This is a genomic window from Kribbella sp. CA-294648 (genome assembly GCF_050943845.1).
Taxonomy (GTDB): domain Bacteria; phylum Actinomycetota; class Actinomycetes; order Propionibacteriales; family Kribbellaceae; genus Kribbella.
The window spans coordinates 2,988,147-3,002,618 of sequence record NZ_CP191981.1 but is presented as its reverse complement, the minus strand read 5'-3'; the positions used below and the strand labels follow the sequence as shown (position 1 = coordinate 3,002,618).

The window sequence follows — 14,472 nt, the reverse complement described above, 5'->3', positions numbered from 1 at the left end:
ACCGCTAGACGTGGCGGTAGCCTCGGTCCACGGTGAGTTCGAGGACGGACCCGGATGGCGGCTGGTCGTTCGTTGGCCAGGTTTGGCTGTGCAGGTCGCCGGTAACGGCGGTCCCTAGCCGATCCCCGTCCATGAGTACGGAGTCGTCCGGGCCAAGGGCGCGGATCCTGCGAATGTGTCCTCCGCGATGGCGCACCGTGAAGCCGCCGTCATGCTCGACGATCTCGACCTCGATGCCCCTGAGTCCTGCGACATCAACAACCCCTGGTCGCCACGGCGCCGTCACGGTCGACAGCTTCTCCTCGGTGAGGATGAGGAAGTCGACTACGAGGGCGACCAAGGTTCCGTCGGCGGCGACACCCCAGTAGCACGGGTAGGCGCCATCGCCGTAGCCGCTGGTAACGATGGCCGAATCGGTCACGTCGCCGAGGAGACTGAACGTCGTACCCGGGGCTGCGTCCAGGTGTTCGGTCTGTCGAACGTACAACTCTTCGACCTGCTGCGCCTCACAGCGAACAAGGTTGGCCAGGTCGGCAATGATCACATTGCCGTAGTCCACGCCGATGACGTGTGTCCCATCCGTCCGTCGTGCGGGATGCCAACTGGCTGCCGGACGGTCTGAAAGCCGCAGGCGCAATGCCACGTTCGTCTTGCCGACCGCGGCGACTTCGACCGGGTACGTTCCGGCCGGCACGCGCCGGGCGAGCGGTTCGAGGTCGAATCCGTTGTAGCCGAAGTCGCGGACGGTCAGGACACCCGAGCGGCAGGAGATGTCCCCGAGTCGATGCACGCTGAGGCTTGCCGAGGTGCCGAACGGGAAGACCTCGCGACCCGCTGCGAACAGGCTCGGGATGTTCAGCTCGAGGTCAGCGTCGATCGGGTCAAAGGGTCCTTCGGCCTGCGCTGCAGCCAGCAGCCGCTCCCCCTCGCCCTCGTCAACGAGTGGTGCTCCCGGCGGATCGAAGAACGAAAGGATCCGGCCGATACGCCACGACCCCTCCTGAAGCACAAGCCGGTATTCGAAGTACGTGCGTTGCGTCCCGTGCTCTACTACCGAGCGCACGGTTGCCTGGTCGTCCTGGGCGATGATCTCGGTGACAGTCTCGCTCGAAGGACTGTGCGCCGGACGACTGTCCAGGACGCCCTCCTCGCCTGTCTGCGTTCCAGGCAAGCAGTGGGAGTCGACCAGCTGGTCCAATTCGGCTAGCCACGCCTCCGAGCGGCCCGGGTCGAAGGACAAGCCGGTCGGGGGCTGCCCCGCTCTCTCCCATCCGTGATGGAAGTCTGCGATGAAGGCCTTCACACGAGCCTGCGCGTCAGGAATCACCGCCCGAGGCTACTCAACCACGAAGGCCAACACCATCCGTCCTTGCCGGCCCCACCCAGAGCAGTCCTGCTCGCGGTGGTCAGATGCGGAGTTCGGCGACGACGGGGCGGTGGTCGCTGCCGGTGGACTTCATTACCCAGGCCTTGGTCGGGGTGACGCCGCGGACCAGGATGTGGTCGATCCGCGCCATCGGGAAGTCGGATGGCCAGGTGAAGCCGAAGCCGTAGCCTGCGACGCCCTGGGCTGACCGGAGGCCGACGGTCAACGGCGCCAGGCTGCGGTCGTTGGCCGTCCCGTTGAAGTCACCCATCACGATCACACCGGCCAGCTTCTCGCCGGCGATCTGCTGACCGAGCTGCTTGATCGTGTCGTTGCGCTGGTTGGAGGTGAACCCACTGGTGCCGATCCGGACCGAGGCGAGGTGTGCGACGTACACGGCGACCTTGCCCTCCGGCGTGGCCACCTCGGCCCGCAGCGCCCGGGTCCAGGCGAAGCCGACGTCGACCGATCGGCTCTCCTCAACCGGGAACTTCGACCACAGCGCGACCGTGCCGCGCGCGACGACGTGTGGGTACACGCTGGCGAACTGGGCCTTGTAGATCTTCAGGTCCGCCGGCGTGATCTCCTCCAGCGCGACGATGTCCGCGTCGGCGGCGATCAGCTCCTGCGCGGTCCGCTGAGGATCCTTGTTCGCGGCGTCCACGTTGTGCGACAGCACCCGGAGGTCATGCGGCCCGCCGCCCTTGCCCGGGACCAGCAGGTTCCCGTACATGAAGCCCCAGATCACCGTCGGGATCAGCAGCGCGACACCCGCGGTGGCGGACCGGCGCAGGATCGCCGCGAGCGCCAGCACCGGGATGGCGACGCCGACCCAGGGCAGGAAGGTGTCGAGCAGGCTGCCGAGGTTGCCGATCGAGTTCGGGACGTGGCGGTGGAACAGCAGCGGCACGGCGACCAGGATCGCCAGCACCGCGATGAACCACCCACGGCGCCACTTGCCGCCTTTGCGGTCCCGGCGCGCGGCGGCACGGCCGGTACTGGGTTTACGGCGGCCGGAGTCCCGGCGGCTGACAGCGGTCTGGCGGTCGGACATGGAGTGATTCTTGCCCACGTGAGGGCCGGACCAAAGTCTGGGACGGCCCGATCCTCCGGACGGCGGACCTAATTCATCCGTTGGTACCACCCCGCCGTCCGAAGGAACGGTTTCCGAGCACTCAGACCGTTGCCCGAAGCAACCTAATCCGGCGGCGGTCAGCTCTTGCCGGCCAGCAGTTTCTCCAGGTCGTTCAGCGTCGCCATCGCGCCGATCGGCCCCAGCCCGAGGAACCAGACCTCGTCGTCGACCCGGGCCACCTTGCCGGCCTTGACCGCGGGCAGCGCCTTCCAGATCTTGCCGTTGACCACCGTGTTCTCCGCGGTCGCGTCGGGCTTGCCGTAGCTGGAGTAGAAGATCCAGTCGCCGTCGGCCTGACCGATGTTCTCCTCGGAGACCTCGACCGCCAGCTCCTTGATGTCCTGGATCTTCGGCCGGGGCAGCCCGACGTCCTTCAGGATCACGCCGATGAACGACAGGTTGCCGTACAACCGGATGTCGCCCGGCCGGAACCGGACCAGCGAGATCGTCGGCGACCCGTTGACCTTGCTCTTCACCTCGGTCGCGCGCTTCTGGTAGTCGTTCAGCAACTGGGTGGCCCTGGTCTCCTCGCCGAGCGAGTCGGCCAGCAGCAGGAAGTCTTCCTTCCACGGGAACCCGGGCCGAATGCTGAACACAGTCGGCGCGATCGCGCTCAGCTTCCCGTACAGGTCGTTGGCGCGCAGTTTGCTGCCGATGATCAGATCGGGCTTGAGCGCGGCGATCGCCTCAAGGTTCAGCTCGGTGACCCCACCGACCGTCTTGATGCCCTGCGCCTTGTCCGCGAGATAGCTCGGTACGCCGGACTGACCCGCATTGGTCGCCATCCCGACCGGGGTGATGCCGAGCGCCAGTACGCCGTCCAGCTCACCGCTGTCGAGCACGACCACGCGCTCCGGCTTCTTCTCCAGCTTGGTCTCACCCAGCGCGTGCTTCACCGTCCGAGGGAAGGCCCCGGCCTCCGCGTCCGACCCGAGCTTCGCGGTCGCCTCGTCAGCGGTCGAGAACAGCCGGCCACCGGTGGCGACCTCGGAGTCACCGACCCCGGTGTCTGCCTTCTTGTCGTTGCTGCCACAACCGGCCAGCACGACAGCCATCATCACCGCACCGGCCACCAACCGCCGAGCCGTTCCCATCACAACAGTCCCATCTGTCCATGTCTGATTCGAAGATTGAGGCTACAACAACTTTGGTTAGGCACTCCTAAGCAGGCTGGAATCCGGTACTGGGGTACGGGTTTACCGTGGAACCATGAGAAGCGGACAACTAGCCGCCGCGGCAGGCGTCAACCTGCAAACCCTCCGGTACTACGAACGCCGCGGCCTACTCCCCGAGCCGTCCCGCACCCTGGGCGGCCACCGCACCTACCCCGAAGACGCCGTCACCCGCCTCCGCACCATCAAGGTCGCCCAACGCCTCGGCTTCACCCTCACCGAAATAGCCGACCTCCTGACGGTCAGCCGCCACGGCTCCCACCCGGATGCCGGCCTCCAGTCCCAAGCAGCCACCAAGCTGGCCACCATCGAAGCCCGCATAGCCGACCTCACCGAGATCGCCACCACCCTCCGAGAAGCAATCACCTACGGCTGCAACGACCTAACCCACTGCGCCGACTACCCCAACTGCCCCATCCCCTTCAACTAGCAGCCCCACGCCAGCACTACGCTCGCTCCCCCCGTCGCTCACACGGCACCAGCTCCCACGCACCCGGTTTCGCGCACCTGCGTCGCCAGCTGAAAGCGGTGGTGCACACCGGCCGTTCGGTACTCGCGCACGCGTACGTCGCGGCTTCCACCCGCCGCCCGAGTGCAGCTGCTCTGTCGCGGCCTCGCAAATTGCGGAGGGCCGTGGGTGAGTAGGTGCATCTCGATAGATGCGGCAACCGTCGTGGGCTGCACGCCGTCTGCAACTGCTGCGGCACGACTTCCGTGTCCCCAACGACAGGAGGTAGTCCGCAGCAGGAGCAGTCCGCACGCTCAGCGATGAGGCCCGGCGCCGCAATCTGGGGACTACGTCCTGTCGCTCGGCACAAACACTCGGGCTCGCGGAGGCGGAGCGGGAGCTGCGCACCAGGCTGCGAAGTCGGGTGGCTGACACGACCACGGCGCTTGCCTGCCGTGGGTTCGCACACGGCTTGCCTGCGATGGGGTTCACCACGGCTTGCCTGCCGTTGGTCTCACACCTGCGAGCACGCTCAGCGCATCGGCACTCCCCAAACCACAGCCACCTCGCGACGGCCGGCGACACACGAACGGTTCCATCAGGCGGGCGACGTAGGAGCCCACGCCCAGGGGTGGGTGTAAGCCAGCGCCGTGTGAGCGACGAAGGAGCGAACGTGGCGCTGGCGTGGGGAAACCACAGTCACCGGAGTCGTTGTTCCTGACCTGCTTCGAGAGGTACTTCGATCGGCTCGTCGTTGGCTATCCGGATTCTGTAGGTGCCTGCGAGGTCGGCTCGGGCGAGGACCTTCACCGGGCAGCCGTCGGTCCAGGTGACGTCGAATGCCAGCCCGCCTCGGGCTCGTAGGCCTCGGAAGGCGCCGTCGGGCCACTCGGACGGGAGGGCGGGCAGGAGGTGGATGGTGTCTGTGTGGCTTTGGATGAGGAGTTCGGCGATGGCGGCGGTGAGGCCGAAGTTGGCGTCGATCTGGAAGATGTCGCCGTCGCGGTGCAGGAGGTTGTCCGAGACGAGCCGGCTGGTGTAGTCGCGTAGTACGGCGGCCGCCTTCTCCGGCTCGTAGAGGCGCCCCCACAACGCGATCAGCCACGCACTAGTCCACCCGCCGGACGGCCGCCCAGAAGTCCGTACTGCGAGCGACGCCCGCACCGCCGCGGCCAACTCCGGCATGGTCTCCGGATCGATCTGCGAACCCGGAAACAGCCCGTACAAGTGCGACTGATGCCGATGGTCGAACTCCGACGGCGGCCAGTCCGTCTGCCACTCCATCAGCCGGCCGTCATCGGCGATCGGGATCTCCGGCAGCCTCGGCAGCGCCGCCAAAGCGCGCGCCAAGACCTCACTCGACGACCCGAGCTCAGCCTCCGCCTCGGCCAGGTTGCCGAACAACTCCCGCAGCAACCAGATGTCGTACGTCGTGGTCAGGTCGACCGAAGCCTTCTCGCCGGAGGGCACGATGAAGTGGTGCTCCGGTGCGGTCGATGGGATGAACTGCAGCTGCCCGAAACGATCCTCCACCAGCATCGACAGCACGAACTCCGTCGCGCCGAGCAGCACCGGATACGCCTTCGACCGGAGGAAGTCCAGATCCGGATGGAACCGATGATGTTCCATCAGATGCGCGGACAACCACACCCCACAGGTCGCCGCCATCGACCAGACCGGATCGTCGCCGCCGTCACCGACCGGCCAGCTGGCCATCCAGAGGTCGGAGTTGTGGTGCGAGACCCAGCCGGGTGCGTCGTACAGGATGCGGGCTGTCTCGGCGCCCGACTCCATCAGCTGAGTCAGCAATTCCACAAGCGGGTCGAAGCATTCGCGAAGACCGGTCACGTCGGCGGGCCAGTAGTTCATCTGGGTGTTGATGTTGTTGGTCCAGTCGCTCGCCCACATCGGGCGGCGGTCCTGGTTCCAGATGCCCTGCAGGTTCGCAGCCTGCGTCCCCGGCCGGGAAGATGCCATCAGCAAGTACCGACCCAAGCCGAAGATGAGCGCACTCAACCCAGGATCGACACCGCCCGCGGCAACCGCGCGAACCCGTTCATCTGTAGGTAGGTCCAAAGACCCATCGAGCGTCAGCTCAGCCCGGTCATACAAAGCAAGGTGATCGTCGAGATGCCGCTGCCGCAGCTTGCCGAGGTCAACGGAATCAATCACAGCGATTGCCTCCCGCAACGCGACCGCGGGATCGGAGCCCGGAGCAACAGACCATCCGCGGAAAGTGCTTGCTGCCGACAACAACACAGTCACGTGATCAGCACCGCGAACACTGAGCCCAGCATCGCCGGCCCCCACAACCCCGCCCACCGCAACAACTCGCAGGGCGACGCCAAAGCCGATGCCCTGCCCCTCGCGGTACCGGATCGGGTCCGCACTCCTCCGATACTCGATGGTGAGATCCGAAGGCGCATGCCCGACCATCGTCACCAGCTCGCCCTCAACCTCGCCGCGGACCGGATGCGGACTGGTCAACGCCAGGTCGAGATCGATCGCACCCGCCGAGCTCGCCTCGATAGTCCACACCATCACCTGATCCGGCGCAGAGACATAGGTCTCGCGATGAAACCGCACTCCCCCACGCGCGTAATCAACCGCAACGACACCAGTCCGCAGATCCAACGACCGCCGGTACTCCGAAAAACCCCCCGGCGAGCTGATGAGCAGATCACCCAACGGCTGATAAGACTCGACCAGCGGGCCCTGAAGGGCGCGAGCCCGTTCCGACGCGGCGTACCGATCACCCTCCTCAAGCAGCAACCGGCGGATGTCGGCCAGCACCGAAGGCCCGTCCGCCACCCCGAGCGACCGAGGCCCGGTCCCCGACCACACGTCGTCCAGGTTCAGCGCGATCCGCTCGTCCTCGACCCGCCCGAACACCTTCGCACCGAGATGCCCGTTGCCGATCGGCAGTGCCTCGAACCAGTCCGGCGCCGGCGTACGAAACCACAGTTCGTGCGACATACAGAGAGCTTCCTTCACGCAGAGGGGCAGCCGCGCCGGGACCCAGAACAGTAGCTCCCAGCGCGGCCGGTGGACGAACTACTTGTTACCGGACTTGTACTTGTCGTAGGCCTGCTGCTCCAGCTCGAGGTACCGCTTCATCCCCGTGCTGTCGAGACCCTTCACGTAAGCGTCCCAGCCGGAGTCGATGTCCTTCGTACCGGTGATGAACGCCAGCTGGTTCTGCGTCACGTAACTGTTGAGGTTGGTCTGCAACGTCGCCAGTTCGCCGCTGAGGCTCGGGTCCACCCAGACCGACGCCAGCGGGAACCACTGCGACTTGTCCTCGTGACCTTCGTACAGCTTGGTCGCCTGGAAGAGCCGGCGCTCGAGGCCGGCGTCCGAGTAGATGTCGGCCGGTACCGCCTGCTCGTTGCGATAGGCAAGGGTGATGTTGTACTGCGCCATCGAGTCCCAGGAGATGTTCTTCTTCTTTTCGGCCTCACCGAACCGGTAGTAGCCGACCTTCGTCTTGTCGTCGAGGGCGATGTCACCCGGACGCGGCTTGGACCAGCCGACACCCTCCGGCCCCATCACACTGACCTTGCGGCCCTCGTCGCTGTAGATGTAGTCGAGCATCTTGATCGCCGCGACCCGCGCCTCCTTGCTGGCCTTGTTGGTCAGCATGAAGGTGTAGCCGGTCGAGCTCGGGTAGTTGTAACCGGTGTAGCTCTTACCCTCGGGACCGGTCAGCGGCGGTACGGCGTCGTACTGCTTGTCCCGGCCGTCCTTCGAGCCGAGCTGGACGAAGATGCCCGGCCACAGCACCGGTACCGAGCCGACGACAACCGCCTTCGGGTTGTTACCGGTGGCCTTGAGTGCTTCCGCGTTCTGGGTGAAGGAGGCCTTGTCGATCAGGCCCTCCTTGTAGAGGGAGTTGATGTACTTCAGGCCCTCCTTCCAGGCGTCGGAGTTGACCGGCGTGACGACCTTGTCGCCGTTCAGCGCGAGCAGCGAACGGTTGCTGTTGCCGCCGACCGGGTTGTACGCGAATGGGTTCATCAGGAAGCCCATCAGGCTGCTGTCCTGGACATCCGTGGTCATCGGGATCTCGTCGGCCTTGCCGTTGCCGTTGGGATCCTGGGTCTTGAAGGCGCGCAGTACGGTGCGCAGGTCCTCGGTCGTCTTCGGCATCTGCAGGCCGAGCTTCTTCAGCCAGGCGGAGTTGATCCACAGCTTGTCCGGGTAGGTGCAGTGGAAGCAGTCCGACCACTGCGGCAGTGCGTAGATGTGCCCGTCGGGAGCAGTGGACATCTCCTTCAGTGTCTTGTTCGAGTCCAGCTGCTTCTGGATGTTCGGCGCGTGCTCCTTGATCAGTTCCTCGATCGGTACTGCGACACCCTGCGTGCCGAGCTTCTGTACTTCGGCCTGGGTGATGCCGTCGACCCACGGGATGAGCATGAACAGGTCCGGGTAGTCGCCGCTGGCGAGCGCGATCTGGCGCTTCTCCTTGGCCGCTCCCGCGTCGAGGGTGGTGGTCTGCCAGCGGAACTGGATCTTGAACTTGTCGCTGATCACCTTGGTGACCAGGTTGGTCTCGAGGTTGTCGTCGGGTCCCTGCGGCGCGAACGTGTCGATGACGACCTTGCCGTCGGCACTCACCTCGTTCTTGGCCGCGTCGCCGGACTTGTCGGAGCTGCAGCCTCCGACAGCCAGTGCGATGGCAGCCACCAGGCCGGCCACCACCTTGCTCTTGGTTGAGCGCATTTTTCCTTGTTTCCCTTCTGGAACAGAACCACTAGCCCTTGACGGCACCGACCATCACGCCCTTGGTGAAGTGGCGGGCGATGAACGGGTAGATGAGCAGTACGGGCAGGCTCGAGATGACGATCAGCGCGTACTTGAGGACGTTCGCGAGTTGCTGGCGTTCGAGCGTGGCCGAGATGTCGGCGGCGGCGCCCGTGGTGGAGTTGAGGATCAGGATGTTGCGCAGCACGATCTGCAACGGGTAGAGGCCGGGGTCCTTGAGGTAGACCAGCGCCTCGAAGTACGTGTTCCACTGGAAGATCGCGTACATCAGGGCGATCACCGCGATCACCGGCTTGGACAGCGGCAGGACCACCGACCAGAGGAAGCGCAGATCGCTGGCGCCGTCCAGGATCGCGGCCTCGTACAGGTCGTCGGGGATCGTACTGCGGAAGAACGTCCGCGCGATGATGACCTGCCAGACCCCGATCGCGCTCGGGATCACCATCGCCCAGCGGGTGTTCAGCATGCCGAGGTCCTGGACCACCAGGTACGTCGGGATCAGCCCGCCGGAGAACAGCATCGTGAACAGCAGCAGGCTCATGATCACGTTGCGGCCGAAGAACGTCTTGCGCGACAACGGGTACGCGATCGCGATGGTCAGCGTGACACTGATGAGGGTGCCGCCGACCGCGTAGATCAGTGAGTTGTAGTAGCCCTTGAGGATCTGCGGGTCGCTGAGCGCCTCCTGGTACGCGCGCAGGCTCGGCTCGACCGGCCAGAGGAACACCTGCCCGGAGCTGACCGCTCCCGCACTGCTGAACGAGTTGGCGACGACGTAGACCAGCGGCACCAGTACTGCGACCAGCGCGACGGTCAGCATCACCTTGACGCCGATCAGGAAGATCCGGTCGGTCCGGGTTTCGGCGATGGTGGACTTGTTCTCGGTCATGACCACAGTCCGTTCCCGGTGATCCGCTTGGCGGCGAAGTTCACACCGACCAGCAGGAGCAGGTTGATCACCGAGTTGAACAGGCCGACCGCGGTGGCCATGCTGAAGTCGGCGTTGAGCAGGCCGGTCTTGTAAACGTAGGTGGCGATGATCTCCGACTGCGCCAGGTTCAGCGGGTTCTGGAACAGGAAGGCCTTCTCGAACCCGATCGACATGATGTTGCCGACGCCGAGCACCAGGATGATCACCGCGGTCGGCATGATGCCGGGCAGGTCGACGTGCAGGATCCGCCTGATCCGGCTCGCGCCGTCGATCTTGGCCGACTCGTGCAGCGCCGGGTCGATCCCGGACAGCGCGGCCAGGTAGATGACCGCGGAGTACCCGGTGGTCTGCCAGACGTCGGACCAGACGTAGATGTGGCGGAAGTAGTTGGGGTCCCCGAGGAAGTCGATCGCCGGTACGCCGAACAGGCCGATCGCGTCGTCGACGAAGCCGATCCGCGGCGAGAGCACCAGGATCGTCATCGAGACCACCACGACGGTCGAGATGAAGTACGGCGCGTAGGTGACCAGCTGGACGGTCTTCTTGAACAGGCCCGCCCGGATCTCGTTCAGCGCGATCGCCAGGATGATCGGGATCGGGAAGCTTGCCAGCACGGTGTAGGCGGCCAGCAGGAAGGTGTTCTTGACCAGGGTCCAGAAGACAGGGTTGTGGAAGAACAGGTCGAAGTTCTTGAAGCCCACCCAGTCGCTGCCCCACGGGCCCTTGATCGGGCTGTAGTCCTTGAACGCGATCACCGCGTTGGAGATCGGGATGTACTTGAAGATGACGAAGTACGCGAGTGGGGCGAGGATCAGCAGGTAGAGCTGCCAGTGCCGGCGGAAGCTGCGCCGGGCCTCCGTCCAGCGGCTCGGCCGCTTGATCCGGGTGGGCGGCACCGCCTGCTTCCGCACCGGCGCGGGTGGCGCCGGTTTCATCTCGATCGTTCCGCTCACACCCGCGTCCCTTCGGTGTTCTGGCCATGCCGGTGGCACGTCGTGACTACTGGGAGACAACCCGATATCCGATAGGATTTCTGGTCCCAACCGGGAGGATGACACAGAACCCGGGACAGCGGAAGAGCCACCGGGACTCTCGATACCGGACCTTGACCGGAAGCCCTCCGCCCTTGCCTGCAAGGGCTTTCCGGCCGCTGCCACCGGTCGACAAGAACGTTGCCAACAGCAAATAACACCATCAGGCCCCGTGGCTCAGCACGAGACCTGACCGGTCGCCAACGGCAGCCCGGAGTCCCCCTGACCCAAGACCCGAACCGCTGGCACGAATTTATTTCCTACGTGAACTATATCCCAGTCAACTGGCCCGCGGCCCTTATGTCAAGACGTGAATTCACCCGGCACCGGCGGTGACGAAATCCCCGCGAGCGCTAACGGTCGGTGCGGATCCGCCCGTGAACATGCCAGTCGTGCCACCCATCGGCGTGCCGAATCGCCTGCCGCAGCATCCCCTCCAGCGCGAACCCGCTCTGACCAGCCACCTTGCAGGAAGCGTGATTGCCGACCGAGTGCTGGATGTCCAGCCGATGAAAGCCGATCTCGTCAAAAGCCCAACGGTAGACGGCCTCAACCGACCGCATTGTCCGAGTGCGGGGCGCAGGTCGCCTGGCGAGTTCGGCCCGCTTGAGCTGGCGTGGTGGACCCGACCCGACCATCACGGGGGAACGGCCGGGCCGGGCTAGTTCGATGGTACCCAGGTGGGGGGTTGGTAATCGGGCTGCGCGGGTGGTGGAAGGTAACAAAAAGGACAGGCGCGGTCGCGGGCGGTTGCTCTAGCATCGCCGTCATGCAAACCCCTTCCTGAAAGCGCACCACCGCCGTCAGCGGGCCTCTGGCCGCTGACTTGTGCCGTCGTGCGTCACGTCCGGCGCGCTGACCGTCGCTTTCGACCGGTCGCGTCCCGTCATGCCCGCACACGTGCTGCTTCGGGAATGAGTTCCGATGTTCTTGCCTGCCTACCGGGCCGCTGATCCGGTCCGTACCTACTACACCTTCAACGGCGCCTGGGCCTACTTCTCCGCGCTGACCTTCACCCTCAGCCTGGTCTACCAGATCAAGGAAGTCGGCCTCAGCCCCCTGCAACTCGTGCTGGTCGGAACGACCCTCGAGGTCGCCTGCTTCCTGTTCGAGATCCCGACCGGCATCGTCGCCGACCTCTACAGCCGGCGGTTGTCCGTCATCATCGGCTTCACCCTGATCGGCGCGGGTTTCCTGCTGCAGGGAATGGTGCCGACGTTCCTCGCCATTCTCGCGGCGCAGGTGCTGTGGGGTCTCGGCTTCACCTTCACCTCCGGCGCCGACCAGGCCTGGATCACCGATGAGGTCGGCGAGGTGAAGGTCGCGCCGGTCTTCGTCCGGAGCCAGCAGGTCGAGCTCGCCTGCCGGATCGTCGGCATCGTCTCCGCCGGCGCGCTCGGGTTGGTCAGCCTGAGGTTGCCGATGCTGCTGTCCGGGGCCGGGATGATGCTGACTGCGTTGGCCCTCTTCATCTTCATGCGCGAGCAGAACTTCCACCGTACGCCGAATGCCGAGCGGGAGACCTTCCGGCAAATGGGTGACACCTTCAAGCACGGCCTGGCGGTCGCCCGGCGCCGTCCCGTGGTTCGCATGCTGGTGCTGATCAGCCTGATCTCGGGGCTGGCCAGCGAGGCCTTCGACCGGCTGTGGTCGGTACGGGTCCTCTCGGACTTCAGCTTCCCCGACCTGCTCGGAACGTCCGATCCGGCGGTCTGGTTCGCCGTCTTCTCGCTCGTCGGCACGCTGCTGGCGCTGGGCGCCTCGCTCGTCGTCAACAAGGTCTCGCCGGAGCGCGTCAACTCGCTGCATCCCAACGGCTTGCTCGCGTTGCTCAGCCTGTTCCAGCTGGGCGGAGTCCTCGGCTTCACCCTCGCCGGGCACTTCTGGCTCGCGCTGGCGGCGATGTGGATCGGCGGCATGGCCGGCACCATCGCCTACCCGATCGAGTCCGCCTGGCTCAACCGCAACCTCGACTCGAAGTCGCGCGCGACGGTGATCTCGATGGTTTCCCAGGCGAACGCGATCGGCCAGGTGGCCGGCGGTCCCCCGCTGGGTGCCCTGGCCGGCGCGACTACGGTCCGTACTGCGCTGACGCTGTCCGGGTTAATCCTGGCGCCCATCCCACTGCTCTACCTGCGGCTGCGGTCGGCTGACCGTTTGCTGGCGGGAGCCGTCGGGTACGCGAAGTAGGCGCCGCCCGCCGTCCGGGCAGTTCGGCGTACGCAAACTGGAGGTGTCTGATGGGTATCGGCGCAGGAATCTTTCTGCTGGCCCTTGGCGGTGTACTGGCTTTCGCCGTCTCCGACCGGATCAGCGGCGTCGACCTGACCATGGTCGGCTACATCCTGATGGGAGCCGGCGCACTCGGCCTCGTCCTGGTGCTCCTCCTCAACGGCCAGCGCACGCGCGAAACCCGCGCTTCCCGCACGACCGTGGTCGAGGACGACCCCACCTACCGCGACCCGCGGATCTGACTTTCGAACGAGTGGAATAAGGCGGCCGGGGCCGCGGCTATAGGCAGTATGAAGTCAATCGTGCATGACCAGCTCGGCCCCGCCGACTCCGTACTCCGCCTTGCCGATCGCGAGATTCCCCAGCCGGGGCAAGGCGAAGTACGGATCCGTGTGGCCGTTTCCGGCGTCAACCCGACCGACTGGAAGTCTCGCACCGGCCTGTACGGCGGCGACGCGGTCGAGTCCGTCCCGAATCAGGACGGCTCCGGCGTAGTCGACGCCGTTGGCCCAGGCGTCGAGGGAATCGCGGTCGGCGATCGGGTGTGGGTTTCGCTGGCGGCGTACCAGCGGCCTTTGAGCGGGACCGCCCAGGAGTACACCGTCGTCCCGGCAGAGCGGGTGTTTCCGCTCGCTGACGACGCTTCTTTCGAGCTCGGCGCGAGTATCGGCATTCCCGGTATCACCGCACACCGCGCGCTGACCGTCGCCGAGGGTGGACCGACCCGGCTTTCGCCCGGAGCCCTTGAGGGCAAGGTGATTCTCGTCGCGGGCGGCGCCGGCGCGGTGGGTCACGCAGCGATCCAACTGGCCCGCTGGGCCGGAGCAACCGTCATTGCAACCACCAGCCCCGCGAAGACCGAGTACGCCGTTGCGGCGGGTGCTCACCACGTCGTGAACTACCGCGACGACGACGCCGCGGAGCAGATCCGCAAGGTCGCGCCCGACGGTGTGGACCTGATCGTCGAGGTGGCCGCGGGCGCCAACAACGAACTCGATCTCGCGGTACTGCGTCCGCGCGGCACCATCGCGATCTACGCCAACGACGGCGACAAGCCCTTCGCGATCGACATCCGCTCCAACATGGGCCTGAACTCGCGCTACCAGTTCGTGCTGCTCTACACCGTGGGCTGGGAGTTCATCACCGCCGCGGCCGAGGACATCAACGCGGCCATCGCCGACGGCGCTCTCCCGGTCGGCGAAGAAGCGGGCTTGCCGCTCCACCACTTCCCGCTCACCGAGACATCCGACGCTCACCAGGCAGTTGAGGCCGGCGCCACCGGAAAGGTGCTGATCGACATCGCGAAGCTCTGATCCGGTAAGCGCATGCCGAAGGGTTGACAGTCTTCGACGCCGGGTGGTGTGATCCGATCGGACAGTAAGGATAGGAAACT

Annotated in this window: 12 protein-coding genes; 4 read left to right on the top strand and 8 right to left on the bottom strand. The window is 65.7% G+C overall.

Annotated features, from left to right (window positions below):
* Positions 1-4: 4 nt before the first annotated feature.
* From ACQPYM_RS14550 to ACQPYM_RS14540, 3 genes are all read right to left on the bottom strand, one after another.
* Positions 5-1,327, bottom strand: a complete 1,323-nt coding sequence (locus ACQPYM_RS14550) for a DUF4241 domain-containing protein (RefSeq protein ID WP_433020697.1) — start codon at positions 1,325-1,327, stop codon at positions 5-7.
* 79 nt (positions 1,328-1,406) lie between these two features.
* A complete protein-coding gene (locus tag ACQPYM_RS14545) occupies positions 1,407-2,420 on the bottom strand; it encodes an endonuclease/exonuclease/phosphatase family protein (protein WP_433020694.1) in 1,014 nt (337 codons plus the stop codon).
* 158 nt (positions 2,421-2,578) lie between these two features.
* Positions 2,579-3,595, bottom strand: a complete 1,017-nt coding sequence (locus ACQPYM_RS14540; protein ID WP_433020691.1) for an ABC transporter substrate-binding protein — start codon at positions 3,593-3,595, stop codon at positions 2,579-2,581.
* Between the two features lie 115 nt (positions 3,596-3,710).
* On the opposite strand from ACQPYM_RS14540, the gene ACQPYM_RS14535 reads away from it, so the two are divergent.
* Complete coding sequence (locus tag ACQPYM_RS14535) at positions 3,711-4,103, top strand: MerR family transcriptional regulator (RefSeq protein ID WP_433020688.1); 393 nt, start codon at positions 3,711-3,713, stop codon at positions 4,101-4,103.
* A gap of 717 nt (positions 4,104-4,820) precedes the next feature.
* Here the strand turns inward: ACQPYM_RS14535 and ACQPYM_RS14530 are convergent.
* The 5 genes from ACQPYM_RS14530 to ACQPYM_RS14510 form a co-directional block, all read right to left on the bottom strand.
* Positions 4,821-7,097: a glycoside hydrolase family 95 protein gene (locus tag ACQPYM_RS14530; RefSeq protein ID WP_433020685.1), complete on the bottom strand. Its 2,277-nt coding sequence runs from the start codon at positions 7,095-7,097 to the stop codon at positions 4,821-4,823.
* A gap of 78 nt (positions 7,098-7,175) precedes the next feature.
* Positions 7,176-8,843, bottom strand: a complete 1,668-nt coding sequence (locus ACQPYM_RS14525; protein WP_433020682.1) for an ABC transporter substrate-binding protein — start codon at positions 8,841-8,843, stop codon at positions 7,176-7,178.
* 31 nt (positions 8,844-8,874) lie between these two features.
* Positions 8,875-9,774: a carbohydrate ABC transporter permease gene (locus ACQPYM_RS14520; RefSeq protein WP_433020679.1), complete on the bottom strand. Its 900-nt coding sequence runs from the start codon at positions 9,772-9,774 to the stop codon at positions 8,875-8,877.
* Positions 9,771-10,769, bottom strand: a complete 999-nt coding sequence (locus ACQPYM_RS14515; RefSeq protein WP_433020676.1) for an ABC transporter permease — start codon at positions 10,767-10,769, stop codon at positions 9,771-9,773. Before ACQPYM_RS14515 ends, ACQPYM_RS14520 begins: the two co-directional genes overlap by 4 nt.
* A 431-nt stretch (positions 10,770-11,200) precedes the next feature.
* On the bottom strand, positions 11,201-11,410 hold the full coding sequence (locus ACQPYM_RS14510; protein ID WP_433020673.1) for a GNAT family N-acetyltransferase: 210 nt from the start codon (positions 11,408-11,410) through the stop codon (positions 11,201-11,203).
* 361 nt (positions 11,411-11,771) lie between these two features.
* Between ACQPYM_RS14510 and ACQPYM_RS14505 the strand changes: the two genes are divergently transcribed.
* From ACQPYM_RS14505 to ACQPYM_RS14495, 3 genes are read left to right on the top strand one after another with little or no spacing between them, the layout of a single operon-like run.
* Entirely contained in the window at positions 11,772-13,037 is a 1,266-nt protein-coding gene (locus ACQPYM_RS14505) for an MFS transporter (protein ID WP_433020670.1), read from the top strand.
* Positions 13,038-13,087: 50 nt separating this feature from the next.
* Positions 13,088-13,321, top strand: a complete 234-nt coding sequence (locus tag ACQPYM_RS14500; protein ID WP_360281997.1) for a DUF6458 family protein — start codon at positions 13,088-13,090, stop codon at positions 13,319-13,321.
* A gap of 48 nt (positions 13,322-13,369) precedes the next feature.
* Complete coding sequence (locus ACQPYM_RS14495; protein WP_433020666.1) at positions 13,370-14,392, top strand: NADPH:quinone reductase; 1,023 nt, start codon at positions 13,370-13,372, stop codon at positions 14,390-14,392.
* Positions 14,393-14,472: the final 80 nt, after the last annotated feature.